This is a genomic window from Mangrovibacterium sp., from assembly GCF_041596335.1.
Lineage (GTDB): Bacteria > Bacteroidota > Bacteroidia > Bacteroidales > Prolixibacteraceae > Mangrovibacterium.
Genome location: NZ_JBFHIT010000008.1, coordinates 48,687 through 74,943, shown reverse-complemented (window position 1 = coordinate 74,943; position 26,257 = coordinate 48,687). Strand labels below are relative to the sequence as shown.

Here is a 26,257-nt window from a genome sequence, read left to right as displayed (position 1 = left end):
AATGGAAAGATGTTAGGCATTCTGTCGTTGAGCCTAACATTTTTTTTGTGTAAAATTAAGACTGCTTATGATTTGGAAAGTTTTACTTTGGATTGTTTTGGCTGTGATGATTCTGGCCGTTGGTGTGTTTTTGGCGATTAGTTTGAATCCCAATTTTGGAGGTAAGTTGAAAGGGGAGAGGCTTGCCAGAGCACAGCAGTCTCCGAATTTTAAGGACGGTAAATTCCAGAATCCGGTTGAGACGGTGATGCAAACCGATGATATGCCTTTTTTTAAAATTTTGCGTGAGTTCCTATTTGCAAAGGGCGATCGGGTTCCGTCGGGCCTCATTCCGGTGGTAGCGGTTCATCCGGAAAACTTTGAGCAAAAAGTAGATAACGCTCGGGTTACCTGGTTGGGCCATTCAACTTTGCTCATCGAAATAAACAACAAACGAATTCTTGTCGATCCGGTTTTTGGAGAAAGTGTTTCGCCTTTTTCGTTTCTGGGAACCAAAGCGTTTGAGTACAGTCAAAACTACAGCTTGAATGATTTGCCGCAAATTGATCTGGTAATCATTTCGCACGATCACTACGATCATCTGGATTATTCGGTCATTAATGCCTTGAAAGATCGAGAGGTTCCATTTGTGACCGCCTTGGGAGTTGGCGCTCACCTGGAGTACTGGGGGATTCAGCCAGAACGGATTACCGAACTGGATTGGTGGGAATCCTACGATTTTGATCATTCAGTTCATTTGACTGCAACTCCCTCTCGGCATTTTTCAGGCAGAGGACTGACCAACCGTTTTTCTACCTTGTGGGCTTCATGGGTGATTGATGGAGGAAGTGAAAAACTGTTTTTCGGCGCGGACTCAGGCTACTATCCGGGCTTTAAATCTATTGGGGAAAAGTTCGGACCGTTCGATTTGGTCATGCTCGAATGTGGTCAGTATAGTCAATACTGGCCGTTAATTCATCTGGCTCCCGAAGAAACCTATCAAGTGGCGGTCGATTTGAAGGCGAAAGCTCTATTGCCCATTCATTGGGCCAAATATAAGCTGAGCATTCACCCTTGGAAAGAGCCGGTTGAACGTTTGCTGAAAGCGGCTGTGAACGATTCATTATGGATTGCGACTCCCCGAATCGGAGAATCATTTCAACCCAAAGTTCGGACTCCACATAGCTATTGGTGGCGCGAAATCTAGCTGGTTTTGTGCTGTGAACTATTGTCCCGGTGTTTGCGATCCGATTTTATAAAAGCCATTGGGTTGTAAAAAATTCGATCGTGCAGCTCTGCCTGACGAGTTAATCTCCACCTGTCGATGTAGCTCAGCACATCCCGTAAAACATCGAAATAAAGGGCTATAGCGAGCAGTCCAATGAAAAACCAAATAACTAAAAGGTTAAAAATCACCGTCGGTATTTTTGTTGACCCAACAAATTTATAAGAGGAGTAGAAATGGGCTCTTCCGTTGGTGTCGATCGGTAGCCGGTATATTGGCTCATCTCCCTGAAGAATTCTGTCTCTGGAGATGTAGAGCTTGTTCTGCGAATATTTATCGCGGACTAAAAGTTCGAGTTTTTTATTTGTGTGCGTGTTTTTAAACTCTTGCAAATTTTCCTGATTGTTACCCTTTTGTTCGAGTAACGACGCATATTTTTCGTTCAGTTTTTCATTCGCTTTCGAGTAGTAACTCCGGTAGGTTGTTTTTGCTTCTTCCAGATAGTTGTTTAAGGTTGAATACGGAATCGCTTCTCCTTTCCCATTTTGCAGGGTTCTACTGATTTCTAAAATAGAATCATTCGGGCTAACTTCCTGACCAATTTCTGCAATTGAATTGTAAATCAGCGGTTCCAGAAGCGCAGCCTCTTCCGGTTCGTTGGTCGCGGTCATTTTCTCGTGAGCGTCTACCAATACTTCAAGCTCGGGTATGAAATAGTAGGATTTGAATCCCCATTCATTCTTTTCCTGTTCTTCCTGGAAAAAGTTTTTTCGGTATGAGTTATTGGTGTACTGATTGACAGCCAGCGCTTCGTATGACCAGCGACTAACCATGGCATCGCCGATTAGCGGGGTGTGATCGAAACTACTGATGGAATGGTGCATCTTATTGAAATCAACAATTACCCCACTAAGTAGAAGCTGAGGAACGAGCATGAGCGGAATCATCACATAAATGGCGACAGCAGAATCTAACCCAGCAGACAAATTCAATCCCAGCATATTGGCAAAACAAGCTGTAGAAAACAGAATTGCCCAGCTTTCAAATGTTAAGTCTTTGATTTCGAGCATGTAGTTGCCGATCAGCACGAATGTTAAAACCTGTATTCCGGAAAGGATAAAGAGTAAAACTATTTTCGATGCAAAATAGGCGCCTTTACTTAAATTGAGGAATTCTTCGCGTTTTCGTATTCTTCTGTCCTTGAAAATTTCTTCGGCACTAATGCTTAGCCCGATAAACAACGCGACAACAACACTCATAAACAAGTAGGAAGGAATGTTGTCGTTTTCGTTAAAAACGTATTTTCCGTGGAAGTAAAATTTGGAGAAGAACCCGAGGATAAGCGCTAAAATGGGCGCTTCGAGCAACGCGATAGCCAGATATTGTTTATTTGATCGTTTTGAGGCAAAATCGCGCTGAAGAAAAAGTTTGAACTGCTTCCACCATTTTGGGGTTTTGAATTTTACCTCCGGAAATTTTTCCTTCTTAATCGGATTCGATCGCATAAAATTAACCACCCGAGGTTCTACTTTTTCGCGGTAATTTTGATACCACTCTTCAGGAGACACTTTCCGTCGGCGAATACTCTTGCCAAACGGATCGACCATACGCGCTTCAATAATTCGAAGAGGTTGTTCCGTTTTCACATTTCCGCAACTGAGGCACTCGCTTTCGTCGGGATTGATATAGTTGGCCTGATTTTTAAAGTAAGTAATAGACTCCATCGGGTTGCCGAAGAAAACCACCCGGCCCCCTTTGTCCATGACAATTATACGGTCGAACAACTTATAAATGTCGCTTGACGGTTGATGGATGTTGGCAAATACCAATTTGCCCTTTAGGCATTGCCTTTTCAACAGGTACATAACCTTCTCCGAGTCAGCAGAGCTTAAGCCGGAGGTTGGCTCGTCAACAAAGAGGATTGAAGGTTCACGCATCAGTTCCAACGCAATGTTGAGACGCTTTCGCTGACCACCACTGAGGATTTTCTTCAGCGGATTGCCTACAACCAGGTCTCGTGCTTCCACCAGATCAAAATCTACCAGCGTTTGTTCAATGATGTTTTCAATCTCTTCGTTTGCCATGTTTCCAAAGCAGAAGCGCGCGTTGAAACGTAGGTTTTGATACACCGTTAACTCTTCCAATAGTAAATCATCCTGAGGAACGTAACCAATTACACCACTCAGTATATCAGCATTTTCCGGATCGTGAATGTCGTATCCGTTTATGCTGATTTTACCGCCACTAGGTTTCAATTTGCCGTTTAGAACATTCAACAAGGTCGTTTTTCCAACGCCACTTCCCCCCAGAATTCCCACTAAGTCGCCAGAGCGTTCCTGGAAGCTAAGCTCATGCAGACCGTAAACTCGTTTGCTAAAACGATATTCAATATTTTCGGCATTAATAACAATGAGCGACTTCCCTTTGTCCTGAATAAAACGGCTCATCACACTGCTGTAATAGATCGGGATGATGCGCGATGTTCGAAGAATGCCCCCGGGCGGGAAAATATACATCCGATGTTGGGCAATTCGGTGTCCGTTTAGGTAAAGGTTTCGGAAGCCGCTGTATTTGAAGAAGATGGTGTTGATACTGGGAATTCGGATGAATTCAATTTCAACTCGTTGATTTTCGCGATACAGGTGTTTAACTTCTTTGTCGTCGTAATCCGGATTTCCGTTAATGACAAAAAGCCAGCTTTTACGCTTTACTTTTTGGATTGAGAAAAGGGCAAACCGGTAGAAGTTATCGTATTCCTTAGGATCGATCTTTAAGCCCAGGGCGACTACATGAACCATTTTCAGGTCTTCGATATTCAGCCCTTTGGATTTGTTGATGAAGTTGAAAAGTTGATTTACGATCATGAAGCGGATATTCATGTCGTAGTTGAACCCAATGTCGCTACAGATGTGGTTCAGGTATTTTTTGTTGATAAATCGCTCGCCTTCACCCTTTTCTGAGTAAAATATTTCGCGATGGTCGATGTGGTAATAGGTGACAAAATCGCGATACATAGCCAGGTATTTATCGACTAATTCCCGGTTGAAATTTTCATTCAAATAGGATTCAACCAAGGCCATATTTTCCGAAGATAACCGGTTTTTATAGTCGGTTATAATCGCAAAAAGTTTAATCAGCGTTTCAATTATACCTTCGTACATGCGGAGCGATTTTAAGAAAAAAGGGTTTTTGTAGCCGATAAGCAGCGGTTACAAAAACCCAATATCATACTGGTTTATTCGTTAACTACTGAACGAATGCTGCTCTGATTGCCGCTACGGTCTCTGTTAATGATAAGACTTGTTTTTCAGTCAATGCAGTTGAGCCTTCTTCCATAGCATAGATCGCATTGATGCTTTTGATGCTTGAATAGGCTTCTTTCAGTAAATCGGAATCTTTATAGGTTTCCATCATTTTTTCCAGTTCGATCAACGCATCTTTTTGGAAAATGATAGCTTCCAAAATTTTAGGATTCTGGAATGTATTTTCTGAAATGTGTGTGGTCAGGTATAATCCTTCAACAACAGAACCCGTTAAAACCAGGTATGATAGCTCGGTGCGGCCTTGTTTGTTGAGGTAGGAATATGCGTTTTGGAACATGCTTGTAACAATCTCAACCAATTTCTCTTTGTTGTCAAGGTTTTCTTCAATCTGGTCGGGCATGCTTTCGTCAAACGCAGAGGTGAAGTCCAGCTCACGAACCAGTTTTTCACTGGCACTGAAATAGGCTTGAATTTCGGGTTTTTGATTGTAAGTTGTTGCATAGGCCAAATCGGCAGTATAAATACCCAGATTCAACGCTTTGCTTTTTTCGGTAAAATAGCTGTCAGCTTTTTCAGCATCGTTCGTAATACCAACAATGTAGCTGGCTTCAATGGAGTTCAGCATATTGGTTACTTCAAATGTTGAAGGAAGGGGATATGCATATTCCTCAATTTCTTTTTTAATAGCGTCCTCAGCAACCTGAGCCGAATCTTTTTTAGGTGATTGACCAGTGCAGGATTGAAAAACTGGCGATAAAAATCCAGCAAGTAATGCCAGCGATACAATTTTGTATGTACTTTTCATATTCATTGGTGATAGTTTAATATTGACAAGGTTAATTTGTTTCCAATCAAAAACAACAATGGCTGAATTGTAGAATAATTTAAACTAGTGCTGATGTTGATTCGGTGCTAAAAATAATATAAAATTATTGGCCTTAAGAAAAATGAATCTGATTTTTTCGTAAAGTTAATGCACATTCTGACTTATTGAGCAGTAGAATGAGCAATCTGTTTGAATAATAAGAAGTTGTTTGACCGAATGTTAATTGCAGACCGAATTGTCAGCCGTAACAATTGATTAAACCAAGGAAGGTTTCAAATTAATCAAACGGCTTGTGTTTCCGTCGAAATGGAATCGGATTGTCTTATTTCGAGCTAATTAAACGGATAAACTCTTCGCGCGTCGCAACCCGTTCGAATGCTCCCGTGAAATCAGAAGTAGTTGTTACTGAATGTTGTTTTTGAACACCACGCATTTGCATGCAAAGGTGCTGTGCTTCAATCACAACAGCCACACCCAGTGGATTTAAGGTGTTTTGGATACAATCTTTAATTTGGCTGGTTAATCGTTCCTGAACTTGCAAACGTCGGGCAAAAGCATCCACCACACGGGCAATTTTACTTAGTCCGGTAATGTAGCCGTTGGGGATGTAGCCTACATGAGCCTTTCCAATAAACGGGAGCATGTGGTGTTCGCACATGGAATAAATCTCTATATCCTTTACAATGACCATTTGGCGGTACTCCTCGTGAAACATGGCATCGCGAAGCATTTGTTCGGGATCCTGATCGTAGCCCTGTAACAAAAACTGCATCGATTTGGCGACCCTCTGGGGTGTTTTCAGCAAGCCCTCACGCGATACATTTTCACCCAGCAACTGAATGATTTCACTGTAGTGGTCGCTAATTTGTTCGGTCACTTTCTGGTCGAAACGGTCAATACGTTTGTAGCCGCTTAAATCTCCGTTGTATGAATCTTCCATGTTCGATATTCTTTCCTGTGTTCAGGCATTGGACTGACAAAGGTAACATTTTATTGAACCTTACCCGTTGTATTTTGCCTCCGTAAAGGAGGCCGTTGTTGATTGAAATTAGTTGTCGCGCGTGAAAACCCACTTCCGGCCGCCCGACAGCTGGTTATTAAAATAGTAGCCGTCTAAATCAAATGCCTTTAAATCTTCGGGATTGGTGATTTTGTTCTCAACCATAAAACGGCACATCAGTCCCCTAGCTTTTTTTGCGTAGAACGAGATGATTTTATATTGGCCATTTTTATTGTCCTTAAATTCGGGGGTGATAATTTCACCGTTAATTTTTTTCGCGTCGATTGCCTTGAAATATTCAACAGATGCCAGATTGATCAGCGTTCCATTCGTGCTTTCCAGCAGCGAGTTGACGGATTTAGTTAGCTTTGTTTGCCAGAATTGGTATAGGTCGTTGTATTTCTCCACCTTCAGTTTGGTTCCCATTTCCAGTCGGTAGGGTTGAATCAAATCCAACGGTTTTAGCAGCCCGTATAGTCCCGATAAAATGCGGATGTGGTCTTGGGCAAAATAAAATTGCTCTTCGTTAAATGCCGATGCATTTATACCATCGTACACATCGCCGTTGAAGGCCAAAATCGCTTGTTTCGAGTTTTCGGTTGTAAACGTCTTTGACCATGCGATGTTACGATCGACATTTAGATTCGCCAATTTTGATGAAATCCCCATCAACTTTATCAGGTCGGAGGATTTCATTTTTTTTAAAACTGTATTCAGTCGGATCGATTCATTTAAATAGTCGATCTGTGTGTATTTGTCGGTTGCCGGTTTAGTCTCGAAATCCATTGACTTGGCCGGCGAAATAATAGCGATCATTTTTATGTTTTTCTAAATTGTGAAAAGACAACAAGTTGGCGCTTTTAAAGTTTACCTATTTCCTTCGGATAAGCTGAACAACGTTTTCAACATGATGAGTGTGAGGAAACATGTCAACCGGTTGAATTTTGGTAACTTGATAAAACTCGTCCATTAAGGCAAGGTCGCGAGCTTGTGTGGCCGGATTGCAACTCACATATACAATTCGTTCAGGAGCAGCAGCCAAAATGGTTTTTATCACATCATCGTGCATTCCCGCACGTGGCGGGTCGGTGATGATTACATCGGGTTTGCCATGTTCAGCAACAAATGCTTCGTTGAGCACATTTTTCATGTCGCCGGCAAAGAACAGTGTATTTTCAATGTTGTTGATGGCGGAATTGACTTTGGCATCTTCGATTGCCTCCGGAACATATTCAATACCAACAACTTTTGCTGCCTGTCGGGCTACAAAGTTGGCAATTGTTCCGGTTCCGGTATACAAATCGTACACCACATCAGTCTCCTTCAGTTCGGTAAACTCGCGGGTAACTTTGTATAATTCGTAGGCTTGTTCCGAATTGGTTTGATAGAAACTTTTTGGGCCGATTTTGAAACGCAGTCCTTCCATTTCTTCGAATATATGATCGGGGCCTTTGAAGGGCACAATCTCCTGATCCGAAATTGTATCGTTTGCCTTTTGATTAATCACATACATGATTGAATTTAGTTCCGGAAACTTGTCGGCAATAGCTTCAAGTAAAGCGGTTTGCTTTTCCTGGTCTTCGTAAAAGAAAACAACAATCAGCATGTTTTCTTCGGTTGAAGCGGTACGCACAATCATGTTCCTCAAAAAGCCTTCCTGTTGGCGTATGTCGAAGAAACTCAATTCATTTTTGAGCGCATATTCCCGAATGAAGTTACGCACCCGGTTCGACGGATCGGGCTGTAGCCAGCACGTGTTTACATCGATTATTTTATCGAAAAGCCCCGGGATGTGAAATCCTAATGCATTCATCTGTAGTGTTTCCAGATCCAGTTCCATCTCGTCGGGGTGTAGCCAGCGTTTGTTTGAAAAGCTAAATTCTAGTTTGTTTCGGTAGAATGTATTTTTAGCCGACCCCAGAATGGGCGAAATTTCAGGTAATTCAATTCGTCCCAGTCGGCGCAGTTGGTCGGCAACTTGCTTTTGCTTGTAAAACAGTTGTTTGTCGTAAGGAAGAAACTGCCATTTGCAGCCTCCACAGGTTCCAAAATGAGCGCAGAAAGCTTCCTCTCGGTCTTTCGATTTTTCACGGATGTTTGTTACACGCGCTTCCATGTAGTTTTTCCGTTTTTTCGTCACCTGTAGGTCAACCACATCGCCCGGAACAACGTGTGTTGTGAAGATGACCACATCATTCACTCGCGCCACCGCTTTTCCTTCGGCACCAATATCTGTAATTTCAACACCTTCGTAAAAAGGTTTGCTTTTTCTGCTTCTACCCATTGAGATTAAATTTTTGCAAAAATAGCTAAAACAACGGAACCTAAAAGTGGCGGGTTCGGATTAAAATTTAGCGTCATAAAAAAGAGGAATTAGCAGTAAATCACTTTCTGCTGAAAAGGCATTAGATGCTTTATCTGCATTTGTGCAGTCAATCATCGAATTAATCCAGCAAATCCATCATTCGGTAAAGTAGTTGGGTGTTTGTTTCAGATATTCCAATATTCGCGCGGATGCTTTCTTTTGACTGAATAAATGAAAACTCGCCAAGTAGTTCGTTGCCTGCGTTTTCGAGCATGCCTTCAAGACTATCCGGTTCAACTTCGAGATGGAACTGAAGCCCCAGAACTTTGTTCCCAATCAAAAATGCTTGGTTCGGGCAGGCTTCAGAATAAAATAGATGTTTTGCCTGTTCCGGAAGGTCGAAGGTGTCGCCGTGCCAATGGAACACTTGTGTTGCCTGTTGAAAACCAGCGACCAGTTTCTCGTGTTCAGCTGCCTTGGTTTTTAGAATTGGGAACCAACCAATTTCGGTGTGTTTATTGGGAAATACCTTTTTGCCAAGTGCACTTGCGATTAATTGTGCGCCAAGGCAAATGCCAACAACTGTTTTGCCCTTTTTAATGGCTGCTTTTATCAATTCTTTTTCTTCTTTCAGCCATGGATAGTCGACCTCATCGTTTACTCCCATTGGCCCTCCCATTACAATAAGCTGATCAAAACTGGCTAGTTCCGGGAGCTTAAATGCAGGCTCATAAAAACGGGTATATTCTACCGGAAAGTTATTTTGTTTAAACCAGGTTGTCAGGCTGCCGGGGCCTTCAAACGCGACATGTTGAAATACGTGAATGCGTTTAGTTTTCATGACGGAGGGATTTTTTTGCAAAGGTAATGAATCATTTCTGCACATCTGCTGCTCAGAGCGATTCGGCTGTCGCTTTCGTTTGGATGTTTCTGTTATCTTTGCACTTCAAAATTTTGCTTATTTATGATTTCGGTTGATCAGTTAGTTGTTAGTTTTGGAGGGTTTGATTTGTTCAAAGGTGTGTCATTTCTGATTACTCCTAAGGACAGGATAGGTTTAACCGGGAAGAATGGGGCCGGTAAATCGACACTTTTGAAGATTTTGGCCGGTAAGCAAATGCCCTCCGAAGGGAGTATTTCGAGCCCGAAAGGTGTTCGGATTGGCTACTTGCCGCAGCACATGGTCGTGTCCAATACTAAAACTGTTTTCGAAGAAACCCGTAAGGCGTTCGACGAGATCCTGACCATGAAAAGTGAAATTGACCGGCTGAATAATGAAATAGCGACCCGGGAAGATTATGAGTCGGATAGCTATATGCAATTGATTCACGAGGTAACCGATTTGAATGACCGCTATCACATGTTTGGTGGAACCAATATGGAGGGCGAAATTGAGCAAACACTGAAAGGACTGGGTTTTGAACGAAAAGACTTTACCCGCCAAACTTCTGAATTTAGCGGTGGTTGGCGAATGCGAATTGAGCTGGCCAAAATTTTGCTGAGAAAACCGGATGTGTTTTTACTCGATGAGCCGACGAACCATCTGGATATTGAATCGATTCAATGGTTGGAAGAATTTTTGAGCAGTTATAGCGGAGCTGTGGTGTTGGTTTCGCACGACAGGGCTTTCCTCGATGGGGTGACCAATCGGACGGTTGAAATCTCGCTGGGGAGAATTTACGATTACAAAGCAAATTATTCCCGTTACCTCGAACTTCGCAAAGAACACAAGGAAACTCAACTGGCCGCCTATCGCAACCAGCAAAAATTGATCGAAGAAACGGAGCAATTTATTGAACGATTTCGATATAAAGCTACAAAAGCAGTGCAAGTTCAGTCGCGCTCGAAAATGCTCGATAAAATAGAGCGGATAGAAGTGGACGAGGACGATAATTCACGCCTGAATATCAAATTTCCACCGGCTATTCGGTCTGGAAATGTGGTGGTTGAATGTAAGAATCTATCGAAAAGTTACGGCGATTTTGAAGTGTTGCACGATATTGATCTGATGATTGAACGAGGTGACAAAGTGGCTTTTGTCGGAAAAAACGGGGAAGGTAAAACCACGCTGGCAAGGGTTATTTTAAATGAGTTGGAGCATACCGGACATTTGAAAATAGGGCACAATGTGAAGGTGGGTTACTTTGCTCAAAACCAGGCCCAATTGATGGATGAGAACCTGACCGTTCTGGAGACGATTGACCAAATTGCTGTTGGCGATGTTCGAACAAAGATTCGTGATATTTTGGGAGCATTTATGTTTTCGGGTGAGGATGTAGATAAAAAAGTAAAAGTACTGTCGGGTGGCGAGCGCACGCGTTTGTCGATGATCCGACTGATGCTAGAGCCGGTAAACTTTCTTGTAATGGACGAGCCGACAAACCACTTGGATATGCGATCGAAGGAAATGCTTAAACAAGCTCTGGCCGAATATGATGGTACTGTGCTTGTGGTTTCGCATGATCGTGAATTCCTGGACGGGTTGGTGAACTGTGTGTATGAGTTTAAAAATAAGAAAGTTAAACAGCATTTGGGTGGAATTTACGATTTTCTGCAGAAGCGTAAGTTAGAATCCTTGAAGGAGTTGGAGCAGAAGTCAATCGAAAATAAGGCTGTCGCTAAAGAAGAGAAAAAGCCTGTTGTTGAGGAGAATAAACTCAGCTACGAAGAGCGAAAAGAAATTAATAAGTCCATTAGCCGGCTCGAGAAATCAATTGAGCAGTCGGAAAAAGAAATTTCCAAAGTGGAAGGAGAAATTGCAGCAATGGATAAAAAAATGGCGAATCCGGAAAATTTGAACGATTCGTCGATTTTTGAGGTTTACGAAAACCTGAAGCAAAAACTTGAGCAGGTGATGGAGCAATGGGCTGAATTTACGGAGGAGCACGAGCAACTTGTACAACAAAAAACCTGGTAGGGAATACATACGATAATTTTTTACCGGCAAAAAATATTATTTCAAAACGAACATGAGAGAAGCAAAGCAAAAATCGGATGATATGATTTTCGGCACACGAGCCGTTATCGAAGCAATTAATTCAGGAAAAGAAATCGACAAAGTGTTGCTCAAAAAAGGGCCCGGAAGCGATTTGTCCAAAGAAGTGTTCGATTTGATTCGGGAACATCAGGTGCCGTTTCAGTTTGTACCGGTTGAAAAGTTGAATCGGATCACGCGAAAAAATCATCAGGGCGTTATCGCTTTTGTTTCGCCGGTTACGTTTTATGACATTGAAAACTACCTGCCAACCTTATTTGAAGAAGGTAAGAACCCGGTAATTTTGGTTTTGGACCAGGTTACTGACGTGCGTAATTTTGGTGCTATCGTTCGTACTGCAGAATGCGCCGGAGTTGATGCTGTTTTAGTACCCGACAAAGGGGCTGCCCGCATTAATGCCGATGCTGTGAAGACCTCGGCTGGTGCTTTGCATTTGGTTCCTGTTTGCCGAACCAAAGATTTACGCAAATCAGTATTGTTTTTGCAGCAATCGGGCTTGAAAATTGTGGCTGCGACTGAAAAAACATCTGAGAATTATATTAAAACAGATTATTCAGGGCCAGTAGCAATTGTGATGGGGTCGGAGGAGTTTGGAATTGATCGCCAGATTTTGGAACTGGCTGACGACCGCGTGCAGATTCCGATTTTAGGAAAAATTCAATCGCTAAACGTATCAGTCGCTGCCGGTCTTCTGGTATACGAAGTTGTCCGGCAGCGGGCCGAAACTAAAATGTAATCGGCACCTGACGTTTAAATGTTTCTTCCAGCGAAATGAATGTTTCAGTGCTGGATACACCCGAAATTTTCTGAACTTTGTCGCTCAGAATTTCTTTTAAGTGTTCGTTGTCGCGTGCATAAACTTTGACGAAAATTGCATATTGCCCGGTGGTGTAGTGGCATTCCACAATTTCAGGAATGGCTTGCAACATCGAGGCAACATCGTCGTAAAAACCGCCTTTTTCAAGGAAAACACCAACATAGGTGCAGGTTTTAAAATCTACTTTTTTAGGATCGATCTGATAACCAGATCCTGTAATGACATTCATTTCTATCATTCTGTTTACACGCTGATGTACTGCGGCTCTGGATACGCCAACTTCAGAAGCAACATCTTTAAAGGGAATACGCGCATTCTTGGTGATTATATCAAGAATGTGTAAGTCTATCTGATCCAGGTTGTTTCGTAATGTCATAATTTGAGAAATCCGAGATTATTTTAATAGGGTAAAAGTAAGCATTATTTAGCAAATGGAAATTATAACGGGGTGTATTCTTTCAATTTGATTAGGCGCCTATTGTTGCCCATTTGAGTCTATAGTGTTGTTGTTCAGTGTGGTATGTCGGTTTTGTCGCGATTTTCTGTGTTTCGGACATGATAAAAATCAGCGTTCGCTCTTTCAATTTAAGGAGTAAATTTTGTATTTAGTTTTTAAATGCTATTTTTGCAGACATAAAAGTAGCAAATTGATATTGGCTGAAGATATTTAATTTGAACTTATCTGTAAAATTGTAGGATTCTTAACTATTTGACATTATGAAAAACGCTAATCTAAGTTGGCTTTTCATTCTATTGCTATTGATTGTCGTCAGTATTGTCGGTGTATTTGTGCCTAGTGGGTTCGGTGGCCTCGATGATCCGAATATTGTAACCGGAGATGTCGCCTGGATGTTGACGGCTACTGCTTTGGTTTTACTGATGACACCGGGACTTGCCTTCTTTTATGGAGGTATGGTTAATCCCAAAAACATTTTATCAACCATGTTGCAAAGTTATATTGCAATGGGGGTTGTGAGTGTTGTTTGGGTGCTGGTTGGTTTTAGCCTTGCTTTTGGCGATAGTATTGGGCCTGAAGGGTACGGACTTTTTGGTAATCCGGCCACATTTTTTCTTTTCCACAACGTGAGTGGCGCTACTGATCCGGATTTAAGCCCAACGTTTCCTTTGGCATTGTTTGCCATGTTTCAACTAAAGTTTGCAATTATTACACCAGCTCTGATTACTGGTTCGTTCGCCGGACGAGTGCGGTTTAGAGCGTATATGTTGTTTATGGTATTATTCACCATTTTCATTTATGCGCCTTTGTGTCACTGGACCTGGCATCCGAACGGTTTCCTGAGAAATTGGGGAGTTCTCGACTTTGCAGGTGGTACGGTAGTACACATGTCAGCAGGTTTCGCTGCGTTGGCCGGAGCTATTTTCCTTGGTAAGCGAAAAGATTTTGGCAAAGAAATGAAGCCGGCTAACATTCCATTTGTGCTACTTGGCGCGGGTATGCTTTGGTTCGGATGGTTTGGTTTCAATGCTGGTTCGGCGTTAGGCGCAAATTCAACAGCTGCATTGGCACTAATGAATACCAATACTGCGTCGGCTGCTGCTATGTTAGCTTATTTATTCTACGATATGGCGAAGGGCAAAAAGCCTTCGGGTATGGGTGCCGCTATTGGACTGGTTGTAGGTTTGGTTGCAATTACCCCAGCTGCTGGTTTTGTGAATGTTGGGTCGAGTATGTTTATTGGTGTCGTGGCTGCATTGGTTAGTAACTACGCAATCGAACTTCGCTCTAAAACTCGGTTGGACGATACGTTGGATGTATTTCCTGCTCATGGTATGGGTGGTATTGTTGGTATGTTGCTGACAGCTGTCTTTGCTGAAGATGTAGGCTTGATTCACGGTGAGTCAACAACGTTTTTGTATCACTTGTTGGCGCTGGTTATCGTCGGGATTTTCACTTTTGGTGGAGCTATGCTGATGTATAAAGTGACCAATATGATTGTTTCATTGCGTGTTTCGGCTCAGGCAGAGAAAGTAGGGTTGGATATTAGCCAGCACAATGAATCATATGATTTTGAATATAAAAGCGACAATAAGCTTTAACGAGTCGCTCTTTTATATGCTCGAAACTCCCCTTGTCTCCGGGGAGTTTTTTTTGTCTCAATATTTTCGATATTGCCTCGCCAGGCAGCTTCCGGATCTGCATTTGTTGTGATTTGTTGCAGTGTTGATTTCTGGATGTCAGTTCTGGAATGAACGGAGAAATAGATAAAAAAGTAGTGCGCAGGAGTGGTTGTTTCGATCGACTAAATTCATTCAAAATTGATTGTTTCCCGCATTGCGAATCGAGTATCGTGAGGTTGGTCTGTTTAATGGCTACAACTGGTTTAGCTCAGAAAGAAGGGTGGTTCGGGTGCAGACAAAAAAAAACCGCTCAGATGAACGGTTTTTATAGGATAGTAAGAATGATTTTTATTTGATGGCCACTTGTCTTTTGAAATCCATTTCGAGAGAAATGTAAGTCTCCGTACGGGCAATTCCTTCAATCTCCTGCAATTCTTCGTCAATAAGCTTTTTGAGGTGTTTATTCGTCTTTGTCTGTATTTTAATAAACATGGCATATTGCCCCGTTGTGTAGTGACACTCAACGATTTCAGGTATTTTACGGAGTGCTTCGGCAACTACCGTGTGGAATTTTGCTTTTTCGAGGTAGACACCCATATAAGCGCACGTGTTGTAACCCAGTTTCGACGGGTTCACAATGAATTCGCTACCAGTTACAACACCCAGGTTTAACAGACGTTGCACTCGCTGGTGAATTGCTGCGCCGGAAACACCACATTCGCGGGCGACTTCCAGAAATGGTATACGGGCATTTTTAGTAATCAACCGAAGGATCTTTTCGTCAAGCTCGTCAATTTGTGGTAGGGGTTCAATATAATCTTGATTCATCGTGTAATTTTAATAAGTTTCTAGCGTAAGAAATTGAAATGTACGACTGCAAAAATACGATAAATGATAAAAGTTTTCATTAGATATTGTAATAATTGCAACCTAATGGCGGTTGAAAAGTTAAAAATGAAAAAATCAAATCGTATTTCTCACACGCCGCAAATGTAGAATAATTTTATTTAATTCTAAATGATAATACCTACGGTCTCGGCTAATTTTCCGCTGGGAGTACACTAGTTTGCGCTGTTGTTTTGCAAGGTATTGCTGAGTTGAAGAATGTCGTGCCCACTAGGGTTTTGGAACACCAATAAGCCAAATTCAGGAAGGATTGCCAAGACATGGTCAAAAATGTCAGCCTGAATACCTTCGTAGTTTGCCCATTCCTGATCTTTGCTGAAAACGTAGATTTCGATCGGTATTCCTTTTTCGGTTGGATCCAGATGGCGTACCAGAAAAGTCATGTCTTGGTGGATATTTGGGTTTTGTTTCAGGTAAGCTTGCAGGTAGTATCGAAAGATACCGAGATTTGTTTGCCTGCGTCCGTTGTACACATCGCCATCCTGAATGTTGAGTTGTTCGTTAAAGGCTTTAATTTCTTCCTGCTTGGTCTTTATGAAATCCTTTAGGAGGTAAAAATGGCTCAGCTTGTCGAGCATTTCATGATCGCAAAACCGAACGCTTTTCATGTCGATATTAACCGATCGTTTGATCCGTCTACCACCCGATTCTTCCATGCCCGACCAGTTGTTGAACGATTCCGAGACCAGAGCATAGGTTGGGATGGTGGTAATTGTTTTGTCCCAGTTCTGCACTTTTACGGTTGTCAGCGAAATGTCAATCACGGTTCCGTCGGCTTTGTGGCTTTGCATTTCAATCCAGTCGCCTGGTTTGAGCATATTGTTTGCAGAAAGCTGGATACTGGCAACGAAACCAAGAATTGAATCTTTAAATATCAACAGCAAAACGGCAGCCATAGCTCCAAGTCCGGCAAATATACCCAAGGGTGATTTGCCAATAATAATGGAGATGCCAAGAATGACAGACATGAAAATGATGAATATTTGGAGCAACTGAATGTAGCCTTTGATCGGGCGAGTTGCTGCGTAAGGTGTTGTCTGGTAAATGTCGTTGATCGTATTTGCAAGGCGAACCGTGGTGAGGGCGAATATGACGACAAGGTATATTCTTGAGATCCCGTATAGGATATCGGTAATAATTTCAACTCCTGAAAAATCGTAGGCAGCATAAATTATGAGGGCAGAAGGGAAGTGCGCTAAAGCACGAAAGACTTTTCGTTTGATCAGAAAATCGTCCCATTCTGTTTTTGTTTTTTGAAAAAGCCGATGAATAAGTGAAACCAGAATAACACGGGTCGATAGCTGGGCGAGGAAAGCGAGTACAATTAGCGCGATTAATGATAAACCAATTGAAAAAGTTAATGCCCAGTGATCCAGTATGTTCAGGTCTTGAAAAAGAGAGAATAAAAAGTCGCGGAATTGCTTCATGAGAAATGCTTTTGTTTGTATCTTGTTTTTATTGGTATTTTGAGGGTCTAAAAATAGTAAATAGCTAGTATTATGATACGATATCTGATGATTATCCTTTTGTTTGCCCTATCCGGAATTGTAACTGCACACGACAATTTTCAGAAGACCTTTCAGGATAAGACCTTACGGTTAGATTTTACGCTCGCCGGAAATGACACAACGACCGAAATTTTTATCGAGCAACAACGAAAATTAGATGATTGGGCGGGATCGCGGGTAAATCTGGTTGATGATCGGAATTACGGAAACTTTCGTTATCAGTTGTTCGATCATCAAACGGGGCAATTGATTTTTTCACGCGGCTTTGGTTCCTTGTTTCAGGAGTGGCAATCGACCCCGGAGGCTAGAACTATGAAACGCAGTTATTATCAGGTCGCGTTGATGCCCTTCCCTAAAAACAAAGTGGATTTTGTTGTCGAGAAACGAACCTGGGATGGTGTGTACGAGCAGTTGCTGAAGTTGGAGATTGATCCGAACGATTATTTTATCGTCAGTGAAAAAGCGGCTGATTATCCGGTAGAAATCATACGTAACAGCGGAAAACCGGCGAATAAAGTTGATTTAGTGTTTCTCCCTGAGGGCTACACGAAAGATGAGATGGATAAATTTAAAGACGACATAAAACGATTGACGGACTATTTGTTTACGATTCCTCCGTATGATCAGCACCGGGACGATTTCAATTTTTATGCGGTGTTGGTTCCTTCAGTCGAGTCGGGAACGGATTTTCCGGGAGAAGGGGTTTATAAAAATACCGCGTTCAATTCGAGCTTTTACACCTTCGATACACCTCGCTACTTAACTTCGCGCGATCTGAAATCGATTCATGATGCAGCGGCAGCAGTTCCGTATGACCAGATTTACGTATTGGTAAATTCTCCGACCTATGGTGGTGGTGGATTTTATAATTACCTGAATCTGACATCGGTTGACAATGAGCGATCGCCACAGGTATTTGTGCACGAGTTTGGGCATGGGTTTGCCGGGCTGGCTGATGAGTATTATACATCGGGGGTGGCTTTCGATGAATTTTATAATTTGAAAGTCGAGCCTTGGGAGCCCAATATTACAACCCGGGTTGCCTTTGGTGGAAAATGGGAGAGTATGATTGATGCGGAAACCCCTCGGCCAACACCCCGAATTGTGAAGTACAAAGATAAAGTGGGTTTGTTTGAGGGGGGTGGCTATAATGAAAAAGGAATTTACAGTCCGATGATGGATTGCCGGATGAAAACCAACGAGGCCACCGGATTTTGCCCGGTTTGCTCAGCGGCAATCGAGGAGACGATTCGGCTTTACTGTGAGTGAAACTAAATCAATAAAAAGACCAGCTCTCGAATCGTAGAAAGCTGGTCTTTTTTATTTCACCGTCTCCTTAATTTAGATTCACGATTGTTCGTTTATTCCTGCCCGTTAGTTGGCACTTTGTACCATTTATTAACAGGAACAGGGGAGACGTAGCTTTTTAGGTAATCCATCACTTCGTGGCTGTTTTTTGCGATGAAGTACAAATCGCGATACGCAGGTTTGGCAAAGTTTTCGTCGAATGAGCGTTCAAACTGACGAAACAGGTCATCGAAAAAACCGTTTGTGTTCAGGAATACAATGGCTTTTTTGTGATAATCCAGCTGTTTAAGGGTGATCACTTCTAGAATTTCTTCCAGTGTTCCAAAGCCACCAGGCATGGCAACAAAAGCATCCGAAAGTTCCCGCATTAATGCCTTGCGTTCCATCATGTCTTTCGTGATAATAAGCTCCCGCGCATGTTCCGAAACAAGCTTGTGGCCCTTCAACTTCTCGGGAATAATACCAATCGTATGCGCTCCTGATTCAGAAGCCCTCAAGAGCATTTCGTGCATTAATCCAACATTTGCACCGCCATTTACGAGGGTTTGTTTGTTTTCGCCAATTAAACGTGAGAGCGTAATAGCTTCGTCAACATATTGGCTGTCGAGCGCATTGCTGGAGGATGCAAAAACACAAATCTTCATCATTTACTATTTAGTTTGAATTGAAAAATGCCACCCTTGGGAGGTGACATTTTTTATCTCGTAATTGCGGCTAAACGTCGATATTCGCGTATACAGCATGATCTTCGATAAACTGTCGGCGAGGTGGAACTTCGTCACCCATCAGCATACTGAAAATATGATCCGCTTCGGCGGCGTTCTCAATAGTCACCTGGCGCAAAGTCCGGCGTTCGGGATCCATTGTGGTTTCCCATAGCTGCTCGGCGTTCATTTCACCAAGACCTTTGTATCGTTGAGTGTGTACATTCGATTCTTTCCCGTCAGCCCAAAGTTCAATCAGGCGAAGACGCTGTTGTTCGTTCCAGGCATATTCCTCTTTCTTGCCTTTCTTAACCAGGTACAAAGGAGGTGTTGCAATATATAAGTGACCGTTTTTGATCAGTTCTCTCATGTACCGGAAGAAGAAAGTCATAATTAATGTGGCAATGTGGCTTCCGTCCACATCGGCATCGGTCATGATGATGATCTTGTGGTAACGAAGTTTTTCAAGGTTTACCGCTTTCGAATCTTCTTCGGTGCCAATGGTTACTCCAAGGGCGACGAAAATATTCCGGATTTCCTCGTTTTCAAATACCTTGTGTTGCATGGCTTTTTCCACGTTCAAAATTTTACCGCGCAATGGTAAAATGGCTTGAAAACGACGGTTACGTCCTTGTTTGGCTGTACCACCTGCCGAGTCTCCCTCGACCAGATAAACTTCGCATTGACCCGGATCTTTTTCGGAGCAGTCGGCTAGTTTTCCGGGCAAACCACCGCCTGAAAGCACGTTTTTACGTTGAACCAGCTCGCGGGCTTTACGGGCCGCATGGCGAGCTGTTGCCGCTAAAATGACTTTATTAACAATGGCTTTAGCCGATTTTGGATTTTCTTCCAGGTAGTTGGATAGCATTTCGCTCACGGCCTGATCTACCGGAAGGCTAATCTCTGAGTTACCTAATTTTGTTTTTGTTTGACCTTCAAACTGTGGCTCCTGAACTTTTACTGAAACAACAGCAGTCAACCCTTCGCGGAAATCGTCACCACTAATGTCGAACTTCAGTTTGGTAAGCATCCCGGAGGTTTCCGCGTAAGCTTTTAATGTTCGGGTTAAACCTCTGCGGAATCCGGTTAGGTGAGTACCACCCTCGATTGTGTTAATATTATTCACATAAGAGTGGATATTCTCAGTGAAAGATGTGTTGTAGTGGAGAGCAATCTCCACTGGTACATCGCCTTTCTCTGATGAAATATGAATGGTTTCATCAATCAATTTCTCACGTGTAGCATCCAGATATTCGACAAATTCTTTCAATCCTGCCTCTGAATAAAAACTCTCACCTTTGAAAACGCCATTCTCATCCTGCTCGCGTTTGTCAGTTAGGTTTAATCGAACACCGGCATTCAGAAACGCCAGCTCGCGCAAACGAGCAGAGAGAATTTCGTATTTGTATGTCGTCGTCAGGAAGATGCTGTTATCAGGTTTAAAGGTGACGATGGTTCCAGTCTTGTCGGTTTCGCCAACAACTTTAGCGGGGTACAGTGGCTTGCCAATGCTGAACTCCTGAATCCAAACTTTTCCATCGCGGTGCACTTCCGCTTTTAATGCGGTCGATAGGGCATTCACACAGGAAACCCCCACACCGTGCAAACCACCGGATACTTTGTAGCTGTCTTTGTCGAATTTACCACCTGCGTGAAGAACGGTCATAACCACTTCAAGTGCAGATCGGTTTTCTTTTGTGTGTATTTCGGTGGGAATACCACGGCCATCGTCTTTTACCGTGATCGAATTATCTTCGTTTATAAAAACATCAATATTGCTGCAGTAACCGGCTAAGGCTTCGTCGATCGAGTTGTCAACAACTTCGTAAACCAAGTGGTGAAGCCCCTTTTCATTAACATCGCCAATGTACATCGCTGGGCGTTTGCGCACTGCTTCCAAACCTTCCAGTACCTGAATACTATCCGCTGAATAATTGCCATTCGCGTTTTCGTTTGCTGGCTTATTTTCTAATTCACTCATCTATTAAATGTTTGGTTCTATCAAATTACTATAAATCCTGTCCGGGCAATTTTGCTTCGGTAATATGCTCACCGACTTTAGCCATGCCACCGGTTTGTGTTGTTCGGGAAGGCCTTCTTTTGATTCCTTTTAAATTGATTACCACGATTTTAGACGTGTTTTCTTTCTTCTCCCGCATTAACATGCAAATATAGCAAAAATACTGTTGGAAATGGCTTGTTTTCTAGCTTCAGAAAATGAAAGTTTTCAACAGTAACGGAAAAATTATAATTCAGATAATCAATGGGTTGAGTGGTTTGTAATTTCCCTGTTTTTAATACCTCTTTTTCACCTGTTGAATTCTTTTACCTAGAACGATAAGCTTGCTCCAACCAAAACGTTGAAACCTTGCTGGGTATAGCCCGGATAGAGTTCATGCTTTTTGAAGCTCAGGTTGTTTGCGCGGCTCCAAAAGCTTAATTGGCTGTTGAATTGGTAGTCCAGCCCGACATTCAGATCGAAGATGGCATCCAGTTCTGATATTTCCAGAGAAGTGTTTGCTGGCGTAGTTGAAGAGGTTGAAGTTTCAGTTGTTTCGGTTAAGGCTTTTCGTTTGCCAATGCTGTAAAAGTCGGCCGAAAAACGCACCGGTCCCTCGGGATCGAAGAAAAATGAAAGGGTTGATTCAAAATCCGGTTTCAAATAGGCTTCTTCCTGCTCGTTTAGCTTATAAGAGTGGTACTTCGCTTGAAACCGAATGTTCATTTCCTGATTTAGCGCATAGTGAAGTTCTCCGCCAACTGTCAGTTGTTTCATTTTATCGTAGAGAACATCAAATGTGTTGTCGCGATACAGGTTTTGCACTCCTGCATCACCAATAATTTGGTTTTTTAGGTAGTAGAAATATTGATTCTTAATATTTGCATAGTCTACCTGTAGACCGTAGTTGAAGTTTGGAGAAAATTTACCTTTAACACCTCCGGTTAAAATATAGCGATATTTGGTGTTTTTTAAGTTTTGGTCTGGACGTATGAAGTGGTTTTCCTCTGCAATTGCTGAGAAGTTGTTTGATTTTAGGTAGCCATCTGTGCCGGCATATAGTGTCAACAGGTCTTTTGACGGCCTGTATTCAACGCGTGTGTTTGGAGCCAGCATATAGTCGGTGTCGTCATCTTTTTTTAATACGGTATAGCTATTGATTCCTAATTTAAACTTTAGGACTTCGCTATCAAATACCGCTGCCGGGTTCACTTTCAAAATAAACTGAGTTCGATCGCCCGACTCGGAACTATTAGTTTGATAGACGCTGTCGACGGTGGTATAAGTAATTCCGGCATCCAGTACTCCCTCCATTAGGTTTATTGGGGCAGAAAAGTGGCCGTTCCAAGCTGCCTTGTGCTCGTTTTGCCCGGTTTTGGCGCTAAAATATTGGTAGCTCAACCCCGAGTTCCATTGCAGGCTTGCTCTTGAGTCGTATTTTTTATCGAAGGTCACAGAAAATCCGGCTTTCGGAAATGCTTGTTTTTCATTCCACATTGGAATGTAGATTGCTTTTTCATCATCGGTTAACTTTTCGCCGGTATATCCATAATACCGGAACGACTCTTGTTCGAAATAGATTTTGGTGGACAGTATTCCCGATCGTAAATCATGGTTGGTAAACAATTCAGCCAAATATTCATTGTCCGGTGCTTTTACTTTATCCTTGTTTTCCAATTTAATTTTTGCGTTTGAGAGGTGGCTCTTCAAATGAAGACCGATGCTACTGTTGCGGCCGGCTTTGGTGTTATAAAAGAATTCGCCGTATTGCGAAAAGTAATTACCTGCTCCTAGTTTCAGCAGGCCTCTATTTAGCGGGCTGCCAGATTCAGCAACCATTTTTGCAGCCTGAACCGGTTCCAGACTGAAGTCACTGTTCATTGGTTGGGTTTCTATTTTGTATTCGAAAATAGGACGCTCACTTACAGGTGCATCAATCTTAGGGATGTCATTTATTTTGTAGGCATCAGATATGGTTGGTTGGTATGCCTTAACAACTTCAACTTCCTTTTGTAATTGGTTGTTTTCTTTTTGAGCCGAGGCAATTAGCAAGGTGTTTCCCAATACAATTGCCAATGCGATATGTTTAAAATAGTTTGCTTTCATTTTTTTGCCTGATTGATTCTTTATCACGATCAACTGTTCTCTAATTTTGGTTCGGATTAATTTGAATTGGTTCGGGCTTTTGTTCTTGCGCCCGTTTTTCTAATTCCTCCAGATGTTGCAATTTGGCTTTCGCCATCTCTATTATTCCGTCGTTTTCTTCCGGATAATTTTCAATCATACTCATAAGGGTGTGTTTAGCCTGGAACTGGTCGCCATTGCGTAAGTAAATGTCGGCCAGTAAGATAAAGCTTTTGGCTAGCCAGAATTGATGCGGCGTGTTTTTCGAGATGAAATCCATAATTTCATTTTCTGACCGCATGGTTTTGTTTTGCTCAAACAGCAATTCGGCTAGCAAGTATTTCGATTCAGCTCCTTCTTGACTTTGAGTCTCGGTAGCTAAATCTACCAGCAAAGGCATGGCTTCTTTGTCTTGATTGGTTTGGAGATAGGATTTGGCAAGCTTGAAGTTCGCCTCACGTTTCTGATGGTCCGAGATATTTTCGGATGCAAGCACGTTCTGTGCCGCTTTGACGCATTTATTGTAGTCACCCAGTTCATAATAGCAGCGCATCATACCTGATCGTGCTTTTAGTAAATTCCATTTGTTGTTGGAGTTGACTTCCAGTCGCTCGTAATGCGTTAATGCCTGGCTGTAATTGGAGGCATTGTAATGCAGTTCCGCCGCGCGAGCCAAGGCCGCTTCGGTAAATATATTGTCGGTTCGATCCAGAACGAGCTCATAATATTTCAATGCGGCCGAGTATTCTCCTGACGCGTATTTGGCTTCCGCCAGGTAAAAACGAGCGTTCAGATTGAAACTTCCATTCGGATAATTTTCGAGGTAGTGCTCCAATTGGCGGTGGGCGTTCGGATCTTTACTCATGACCAGTTTCTCGGCTGCCAGGTAGCTAAGCGAATCCTGTTCGCTGACGGTTATCTGAACATTCGACCCCTGACGTTTGACGTAAGCAAAATAGGCATCTACATTATTCAGTTCCATGTAGTTATTTTTGATCCCCAACATGGCGGCTTGTGCCTCCTCGCTATCCGGGTATTTTTCGGTTATTTGTTTGTAATAACTCATCGATTGGTTATAGTCCGACTGGTTGTAGCTGATCAATCCCAATTGCAAAAGGGCCTTTGAACGATATCCACTTTGTGGAAATTCTTCCAATAAATTCGTGTAATACGAAATGGCTGTCTGTTGCTGATTCTCTCGTTCGTAAGTTCTGCCCAACTCAAACAACGCGTCATCAACAAAGGACGATGTTGGATAAGTTTGCAGCAAATTCTTTAGACTGCTGATTTTTTGTTCCGGATGGCGTTGAATACCCTCACTCATTGCTTTTTGGTATAGGGCATAGTCGGCGTCGTACTGATTAAGCTTAAGTGCTTTGTCGTAATTTAGTTGCGCGGCTCCAAAATCACGATTAATGTATTTGCAGTCACCCAATCGGTTCAACGCATCAGCAAGTTTTTCATCTTTTTGAGCTGTGCTTCCAATATAGCGATCGAAAGCTTCTGCTGCTCGTTGGTAGTCCTTCAATTTAAAATAGCTATATCCGAGGTTGTAATTGGAACTCGAATAAACATCCGTTTTTTTTGCTGCGGGAAGTTGGGCGAATGTTTCGAATCCGTTTAAAGCTTGAACGTAGTTTCCAAGTCGGTAGTTAGCTTCTGCTTTCCAAAATGTAGCTAATGCACGAAGTTGCGGTGATGATTCACCGTTTTCGAGTGATTTGTCAAAATAGCCAATAGCTTCGGTGTACGATAGACTATTAAAAAGTTCCAATCCGCGGAAGTAGCATACGCGTTGGTAGGCCGGGCGGATCGATGTATTTTTGACTTTAATTTTTTCAATTGAAGCGACAGCATCGCGGTAATTGCTGGTATTCATGTATACCTGAACAAGATAGTTGTAAGCCGCATCGTTGCGCTCCGAATTTGGATACAGGCTAATGTATTTGTCGAAAGCATTGATTGTTTCGTTGAATGGCGAATACGACAATTCATAGGTGATTTTAGCGTAATTGAACAGCGCGTCTTCTTTAATCCTGACATCGAAATCCATTTCCGATGCTGCTTCAAAAGCAATTCTGGCTTTGTTCTTATCACCCGTGTGAATGTAGCAGTCGGCCAGATGATAGTATGCGTTTTGAGCCATTTCATCTTTCCCGGCCGAGGCATACTCAAACGGAGTGATCGCTTTATCGAACTGATCCGTACGGTAATAACAATAGGCAAACAAGTAATTTTCTTCACGCTGTTTACTTTTTGTTGCCTCGAAATAGCGCTCCAAATGCGGAATAGCATTGTTGAATTGGCTGAGGTGAAAATAGGAGCTTCCAAGAATTTTCGATAGTTCCGCGATCTGCTGCTTGTCGGCCTTACTAATTAGTGGTTCGGTAAATTGAATTACCTTGGCATAGTCGCCCTGTTTATAGTAGATCTGGCTCAAATAGAATGGAATTACCGGGGCAAAGGCCGGATTATTCTTCAATTTCTCAAAAGACAGCAACGCCTGATCAAATTGATTATTCATGTAATTGATGTGCCCCCAGTAATAAGTAGCCTGTGGCGCGTACTCCGTTTGTCCGTCTTTTATTTTATTAAACTCTTTTTCTGCTTCGTCATAGCGTTTTGTATGAAAAAGAGAATAGCCTTTTTGGTAGGTCATTCGGCTTCGATCGTGTTGCGAGAACTCACGAGTGGGCAATTCGCTGTATGTCTTCAGTACATTCGAGTATTTACCATCTTTAAACCAGGCATTGGCAAGCTCGAATTTCGCTGGATTCGAATACGCACTTTGAGGGTTGTCTCGCAGATATTTCTGCATCTGTGTCTCGCCGTTGCGCGAATCGGTTTTTAAGGCACAAAGCGCTTGGTAGTACTGGGCTTCCGACCAAACCTCTGATCCTTTGTCACTTTGAGCTTCGATTCTGGCAAAAGCTTCACTGGCCGAAATAAACTGATTTTTCGAAAACAGCTCTCTGGCTTGTTCAATTTCGGGTGAAACTGTTTTGTAATGAAGAGATTTTTGTGCAAAAGTGAGAGTAGAAACGAGGCATATTGCAAGTGTTAACAACACGAATCTTGTTTTCATTGGCTGTGGATTATATAGATCTGTAAAAATAGCATTATTGTCAGGCGTTCTACAAAAATCCTGCCTGAGTTCTCAACAAATAACTGATTATTTTCGGCCTTTATTACATGGTGAGGCAAAAAAACTTAGTTTTG

The 26,257-nt window shown here is 42.4% G+C and carries 18 protein-coding genes; 5 read left to right on the top strand and 13 right to left on the bottom strand.

Annotated features, from left to right (window positions below):
* Positions 1-67 precede the first annotated feature (67 nt).
* A complete protein-coding gene (locus tag ABZD21_RS04910; RefSeq protein ID WP_372773330.1) occupies positions 68-1,186 on the top strand; it encodes an MBL fold metallo-hydrolase in 1,119 nt (372 codons plus the stop codon).
* Here the strand turns inward: ABZD21_RS04910 and ABZD21_RS04905 are convergent.
* From ABZD21_RS04905 to ABZD21_RS04880, 6 genes are all read right to left on the bottom strand, one after another.
* Positions 1,183-4,365, bottom strand: a complete 3,183-nt coding sequence (locus ABZD21_RS04905; RefSeq protein WP_372773329.1) for an ATP-binding cassette domain-containing protein — start codon at positions 4,363-4,365, stop codon at positions 1,183-1,185. The genes ABZD21_RS04910 and ABZD21_RS04905 overlap by 4 nt on opposite strands.
* Before the next feature lie 85 nt (positions 4,366-4,450).
* On the bottom strand, positions 4,451-5,278 hold the full coding sequence (locus ABZD21_RS04900; RefSeq protein ID WP_372773328.1) for a hypothetical protein: 828 nt from the start codon (positions 5,276-5,278) through the stop codon (positions 4,451-4,453).
* A 337-nt stretch (positions 5,279-5,615) separates the two neighbouring features.
* Positions 5,616-6,233 (bottom strand): GTP cyclohydrolase I FolE, encoded by a 618-nt coding sequence (gene folE / locus ABZD21_RS04895; protein ID WP_372773326.1) that lies wholly within the window; start codon positions 6,231-6,233, stop codon positions 5,616-5,618.
* A gap of 108 nt (positions 6,234-6,341) precedes the next feature.
* The gene (gene yaaA, locus ABZD21_RS04890) at positions 6,342-7,109 is read right to left on the bottom strand and encodes a peroxide stress protein YaaA (protein WP_372773324.1); all 768 of its coding nucleotides are present in this window, start codon (positions 7,107-7,109) and stop codon (positions 6,342-6,344) included.
* Positions 7,110-7,164: 55 nt separating this feature from the next.
* A complete protein-coding gene (gene rlmD, locus ABZD21_RS04885; protein ID WP_372773322.1) occupies positions 7,165-8,577 on the bottom strand; it encodes a 23S rRNA (uracil(1939)-C(5))-methyltransferase RlmD in 1,413 nt (470 codons plus the stop codon).
* Between the two features lie 160 nt (positions 8,578-8,737).
* Positions 8,738-9,439, bottom strand: a complete 702-nt coding sequence (locus ABZD21_RS04880; RefSeq protein WP_372773321.1) for a type 1 glutamine amidotransferase — start codon at positions 9,437-9,439, stop codon at positions 8,738-8,740.
* Between the two features lie 123 nt (positions 9,440-9,562).
* Between ABZD21_RS04880 and ABZD21_RS04875 the strand changes: the two genes are divergently transcribed.
* A complete protein-coding gene (locus tag ABZD21_RS04875) occupies positions 9,563-11,515 on the top strand; it encodes an ABC-F family ATP-binding cassette domain-containing protein (protein WP_372773320.1) in 1,953 nt (650 codons plus the stop codon).
* 52 nt (positions 11,516-11,567) lie between these two features.
* On the top strand, positions 11,568-12,329 hold the full coding sequence (rlmB, locus tag ABZD21_RS04870) for a 23S rRNA (guanosine(2251)-2'-O)-methyltransferase RlmB (protein WP_372773319.1): 762 nt from the start codon (positions 11,568-11,570) through the stop codon (positions 12,327-12,329).
* On the opposite strand, the gene ABZD21_RS04865 is transcribed toward rlmB, so the two are convergent.
* Positions 12,319-12,786 (bottom strand): Lrp/AsnC family transcriptional regulator, encoded by a 468-nt coding sequence (locus ABZD21_RS04865; RefSeq protein WP_372773318.1) that lies wholly within the window; start codon positions 12,784-12,786, stop codon positions 12,319-12,321. The two genes, rlmB and ABZD21_RS04865, sit on opposite strands and share 11 nt — an antisense overlap.
* A 341-nt stretch (positions 12,787-13,127) precedes the next feature.
* Here ABZD21_RS04865 and ABZD21_RS04860 point away from each other — a divergent pair, with 341 nt between their 5' ends.
* Positions 13,128-14,468, top strand: coding sequence for an ammonium transporter (locus tag ABZD21_RS04860; protein ID WP_372773316.1), 1,341 nt, complete (start codon positions 13,128-13,130; stop codon positions 14,466-14,468).
* A gap of 369 nt (positions 14,469-14,837) precedes the next feature.
* Here the strand turns inward: ABZD21_RS04860 and ABZD21_RS04855 are convergent, their stop codons facing one another.
* Positions 14,838-15,317, bottom strand: a complete 480-nt coding sequence (locus ABZD21_RS04855) for an Lrp/AsnC family transcriptional regulator (RefSeq protein ID WP_372773315.1) — start codon at positions 15,315-15,317, stop codon at positions 14,838-14,840.
* Between the two features lie 233 nt (positions 15,318-15,550).
* Positions 15,551-16,822: a mechanosensitive ion channel family protein gene (locus ABZD21_RS04850; RefSeq protein WP_372773314.1), complete on the bottom strand. Its 1,272-nt coding sequence runs from the start codon at positions 16,820-16,822 to the stop codon at positions 15,551-15,553.
* Between the two features lie 72 nt (positions 16,823-16,894).
* On the opposite strand from ABZD21_RS04850, the gene ABZD21_RS04845 reads away from it, so the two are divergent.
* A complete protein-coding gene (locus ABZD21_RS04845) occupies positions 16,895-18,172 on the top strand; it encodes a M64 family metallopeptidase (protein ID WP_372773312.1) in 1,278 nt (425 codons plus the stop codon).
* A gap of 92 nt (positions 18,173-18,264) precedes the next feature.
* On the opposite strand, the gene ABZD21_RS04840 is transcribed toward ABZD21_RS04845, so the two are convergent.
* From ABZD21_RS04840 to ABZD21_RS04825, 4 genes are all read right to left on the bottom strand, one after another.
* On the bottom strand, positions 18,265-18,858 hold the full coding sequence (locus ABZD21_RS04840; protein WP_372773311.1) for a TIGR00730 family Rossman fold protein: 594 nt from the start codon (positions 18,856-18,858) through the stop codon (positions 18,265-18,267).
* A gap of 67 nt (positions 18,859-18,925) precedes the next feature.
* A complete protein-coding gene (gene gyrB / locus ABZD21_RS04835; protein WP_372773309.1) occupies positions 18,926-20,896 on the bottom strand; it encodes a DNA topoisomerase (ATP-hydrolyzing) subunit B in 1,971 nt (656 codons plus the stop codon).
* 348 nt (positions 20,897-21,244) lie between these two features.
* Positions 21,245-23,020 carry a hypothetical protein gene (locus ABZD21_RS04830; protein WP_372773307.1) on the bottom strand — a complete coding sequence of 592 codons (1,776 nt, stop codon included), beginning with the start codon at positions 23,018-23,020 and terminating at the stop codon, positions 21,245-21,247.
* A 40-nt stretch (positions 23,021-23,060) separates the two neighbouring features.
* Positions 23,061-26,123 (bottom strand): tetratricopeptide repeat protein, encoded by a 3,063-nt coding sequence (locus tag ABZD21_RS04825; RefSeq protein WP_372773305.1) that lies wholly within the window; start codon positions 26,121-26,123, stop codon positions 23,061-23,063.
* Positions 26,124-26,257 lie beyond the last annotated feature (134 nt).

Bases quoted from the DNA above. Each gene is read 5' to 3' on its own strand.
- ABZD21_RS04910 (WP_372773330.1), top strand. From the start codon at position 68: ATGATTTGGAAAGTTTTACTTTGGATTGTTTTGGCTGTGATGATTCTG.
- ABZD21_RS04905 (WP_372773329.1), bottom strand. From the start codon at position 4,365: ATGTACGAAGGTATAATTGAAACGCTGATTAAACTTTTTGCGATTATA.
- ABZD21_RS04900 (WP_372773328.1), bottom strand. From the start codon at position 5,278: ATGAATATGAAAAGTACATACAAAATTGTATCGCTGGCATTACTTGCT.
- folE (WP_372773326.1), bottom strand. From the start codon at position 6,233: ATGGAAGATTCATACAACGGAGATTTAAGCGGCTACAAACGTATTGAC.
- yaaA (WP_372773324.1), bottom strand. From the start codon at position 7,109: ATGATCGCTATTATTTCGCCGGCCAAGTCAATGGATTTCGAGACTAAA.
- rlmD (WP_372773322.1), bottom strand. From the start codon at position 8,577: ATGGGTAGAAGCAGAAAAAGCAAACCTTTTTACGAAGGTGTTGAAATT.
- ABZD21_RS04880 (WP_372773321.1), bottom strand. From the start codon at position 9,439: ATGAAAACTAAACGCATTCACGTATTTCAACATGTCGCGTTTGAAGGC.
- ABZD21_RS04875 (WP_372773320.1), top strand. From the start codon at position 9,563: ATGATTTCGGTTGATCAGTTAGTTGTTAGTTTTGGAGGGTTTGATTTG.
- rlmB (WP_372773319.1), top strand. From the start codon at position 11,568: ATGAGAGAAGCAAAGCAAAAATCGGATGATATGATTTTCGGCACACGA.
- ABZD21_RS04865 (WP_372773318.1), bottom strand. From the start codon at position 12,786: ATGACATTACGAAACAACCTGGATCAGATAGACTTACACATTCTTGAT.
- ABZD21_RS04860 (WP_372773316.1), top strand. From the start codon at position 13,128: ATGAAAAACGCTAATCTAAGTTGGCTTTTCATTCTATTGCTATTGATT.
- ABZD21_RS04855 (WP_372773315.1), bottom strand. From the start codon at position 15,317: ATGAATCAAGATTATATTGAACCCCTACCACAAATTGACGAGCTTGAC.
- ABZD21_RS04850 (WP_372773314.1), bottom strand. From the start codon at position 16,822: ATGAAGCAATTCCGCGACTTTTTATTCTCTCTTTTTCAAGACCTGAAC.
- ABZD21_RS04845 (WP_372773312.1), top strand. From the start codon at position 16,895: ATGATACGATATCTGATGATTATCCTTTTGTTTGCCCTATCCGGAATT.
- ABZD21_RS04840 (WP_372773311.1), bottom strand. From the start codon at position 18,858: ATGATGAAGATTTGTGTTTTTGCATCCTCCAGCAATGCGCTCGACAGC.
- gyrB (WP_372773309.1), bottom strand. From the start codon at position 20,896: ATGAGTGAATTAGAAAATAAGCCAGCAAACGAAAACGCGAATGGCAAT.
- ABZD21_RS04830 (WP_372773307.1), bottom strand. From the start codon at position 23,020: ATGAAAGCAAACTATTTTAAACATATCGCATTGGCAATTGTATTGGGA.
- ABZD21_RS04825 (WP_372773305.1), bottom strand. From the start codon at position 26,123: ATGAAAACAAGATTCGTGTTGTTAACACTTGCAATATGCCTCGTTTCT.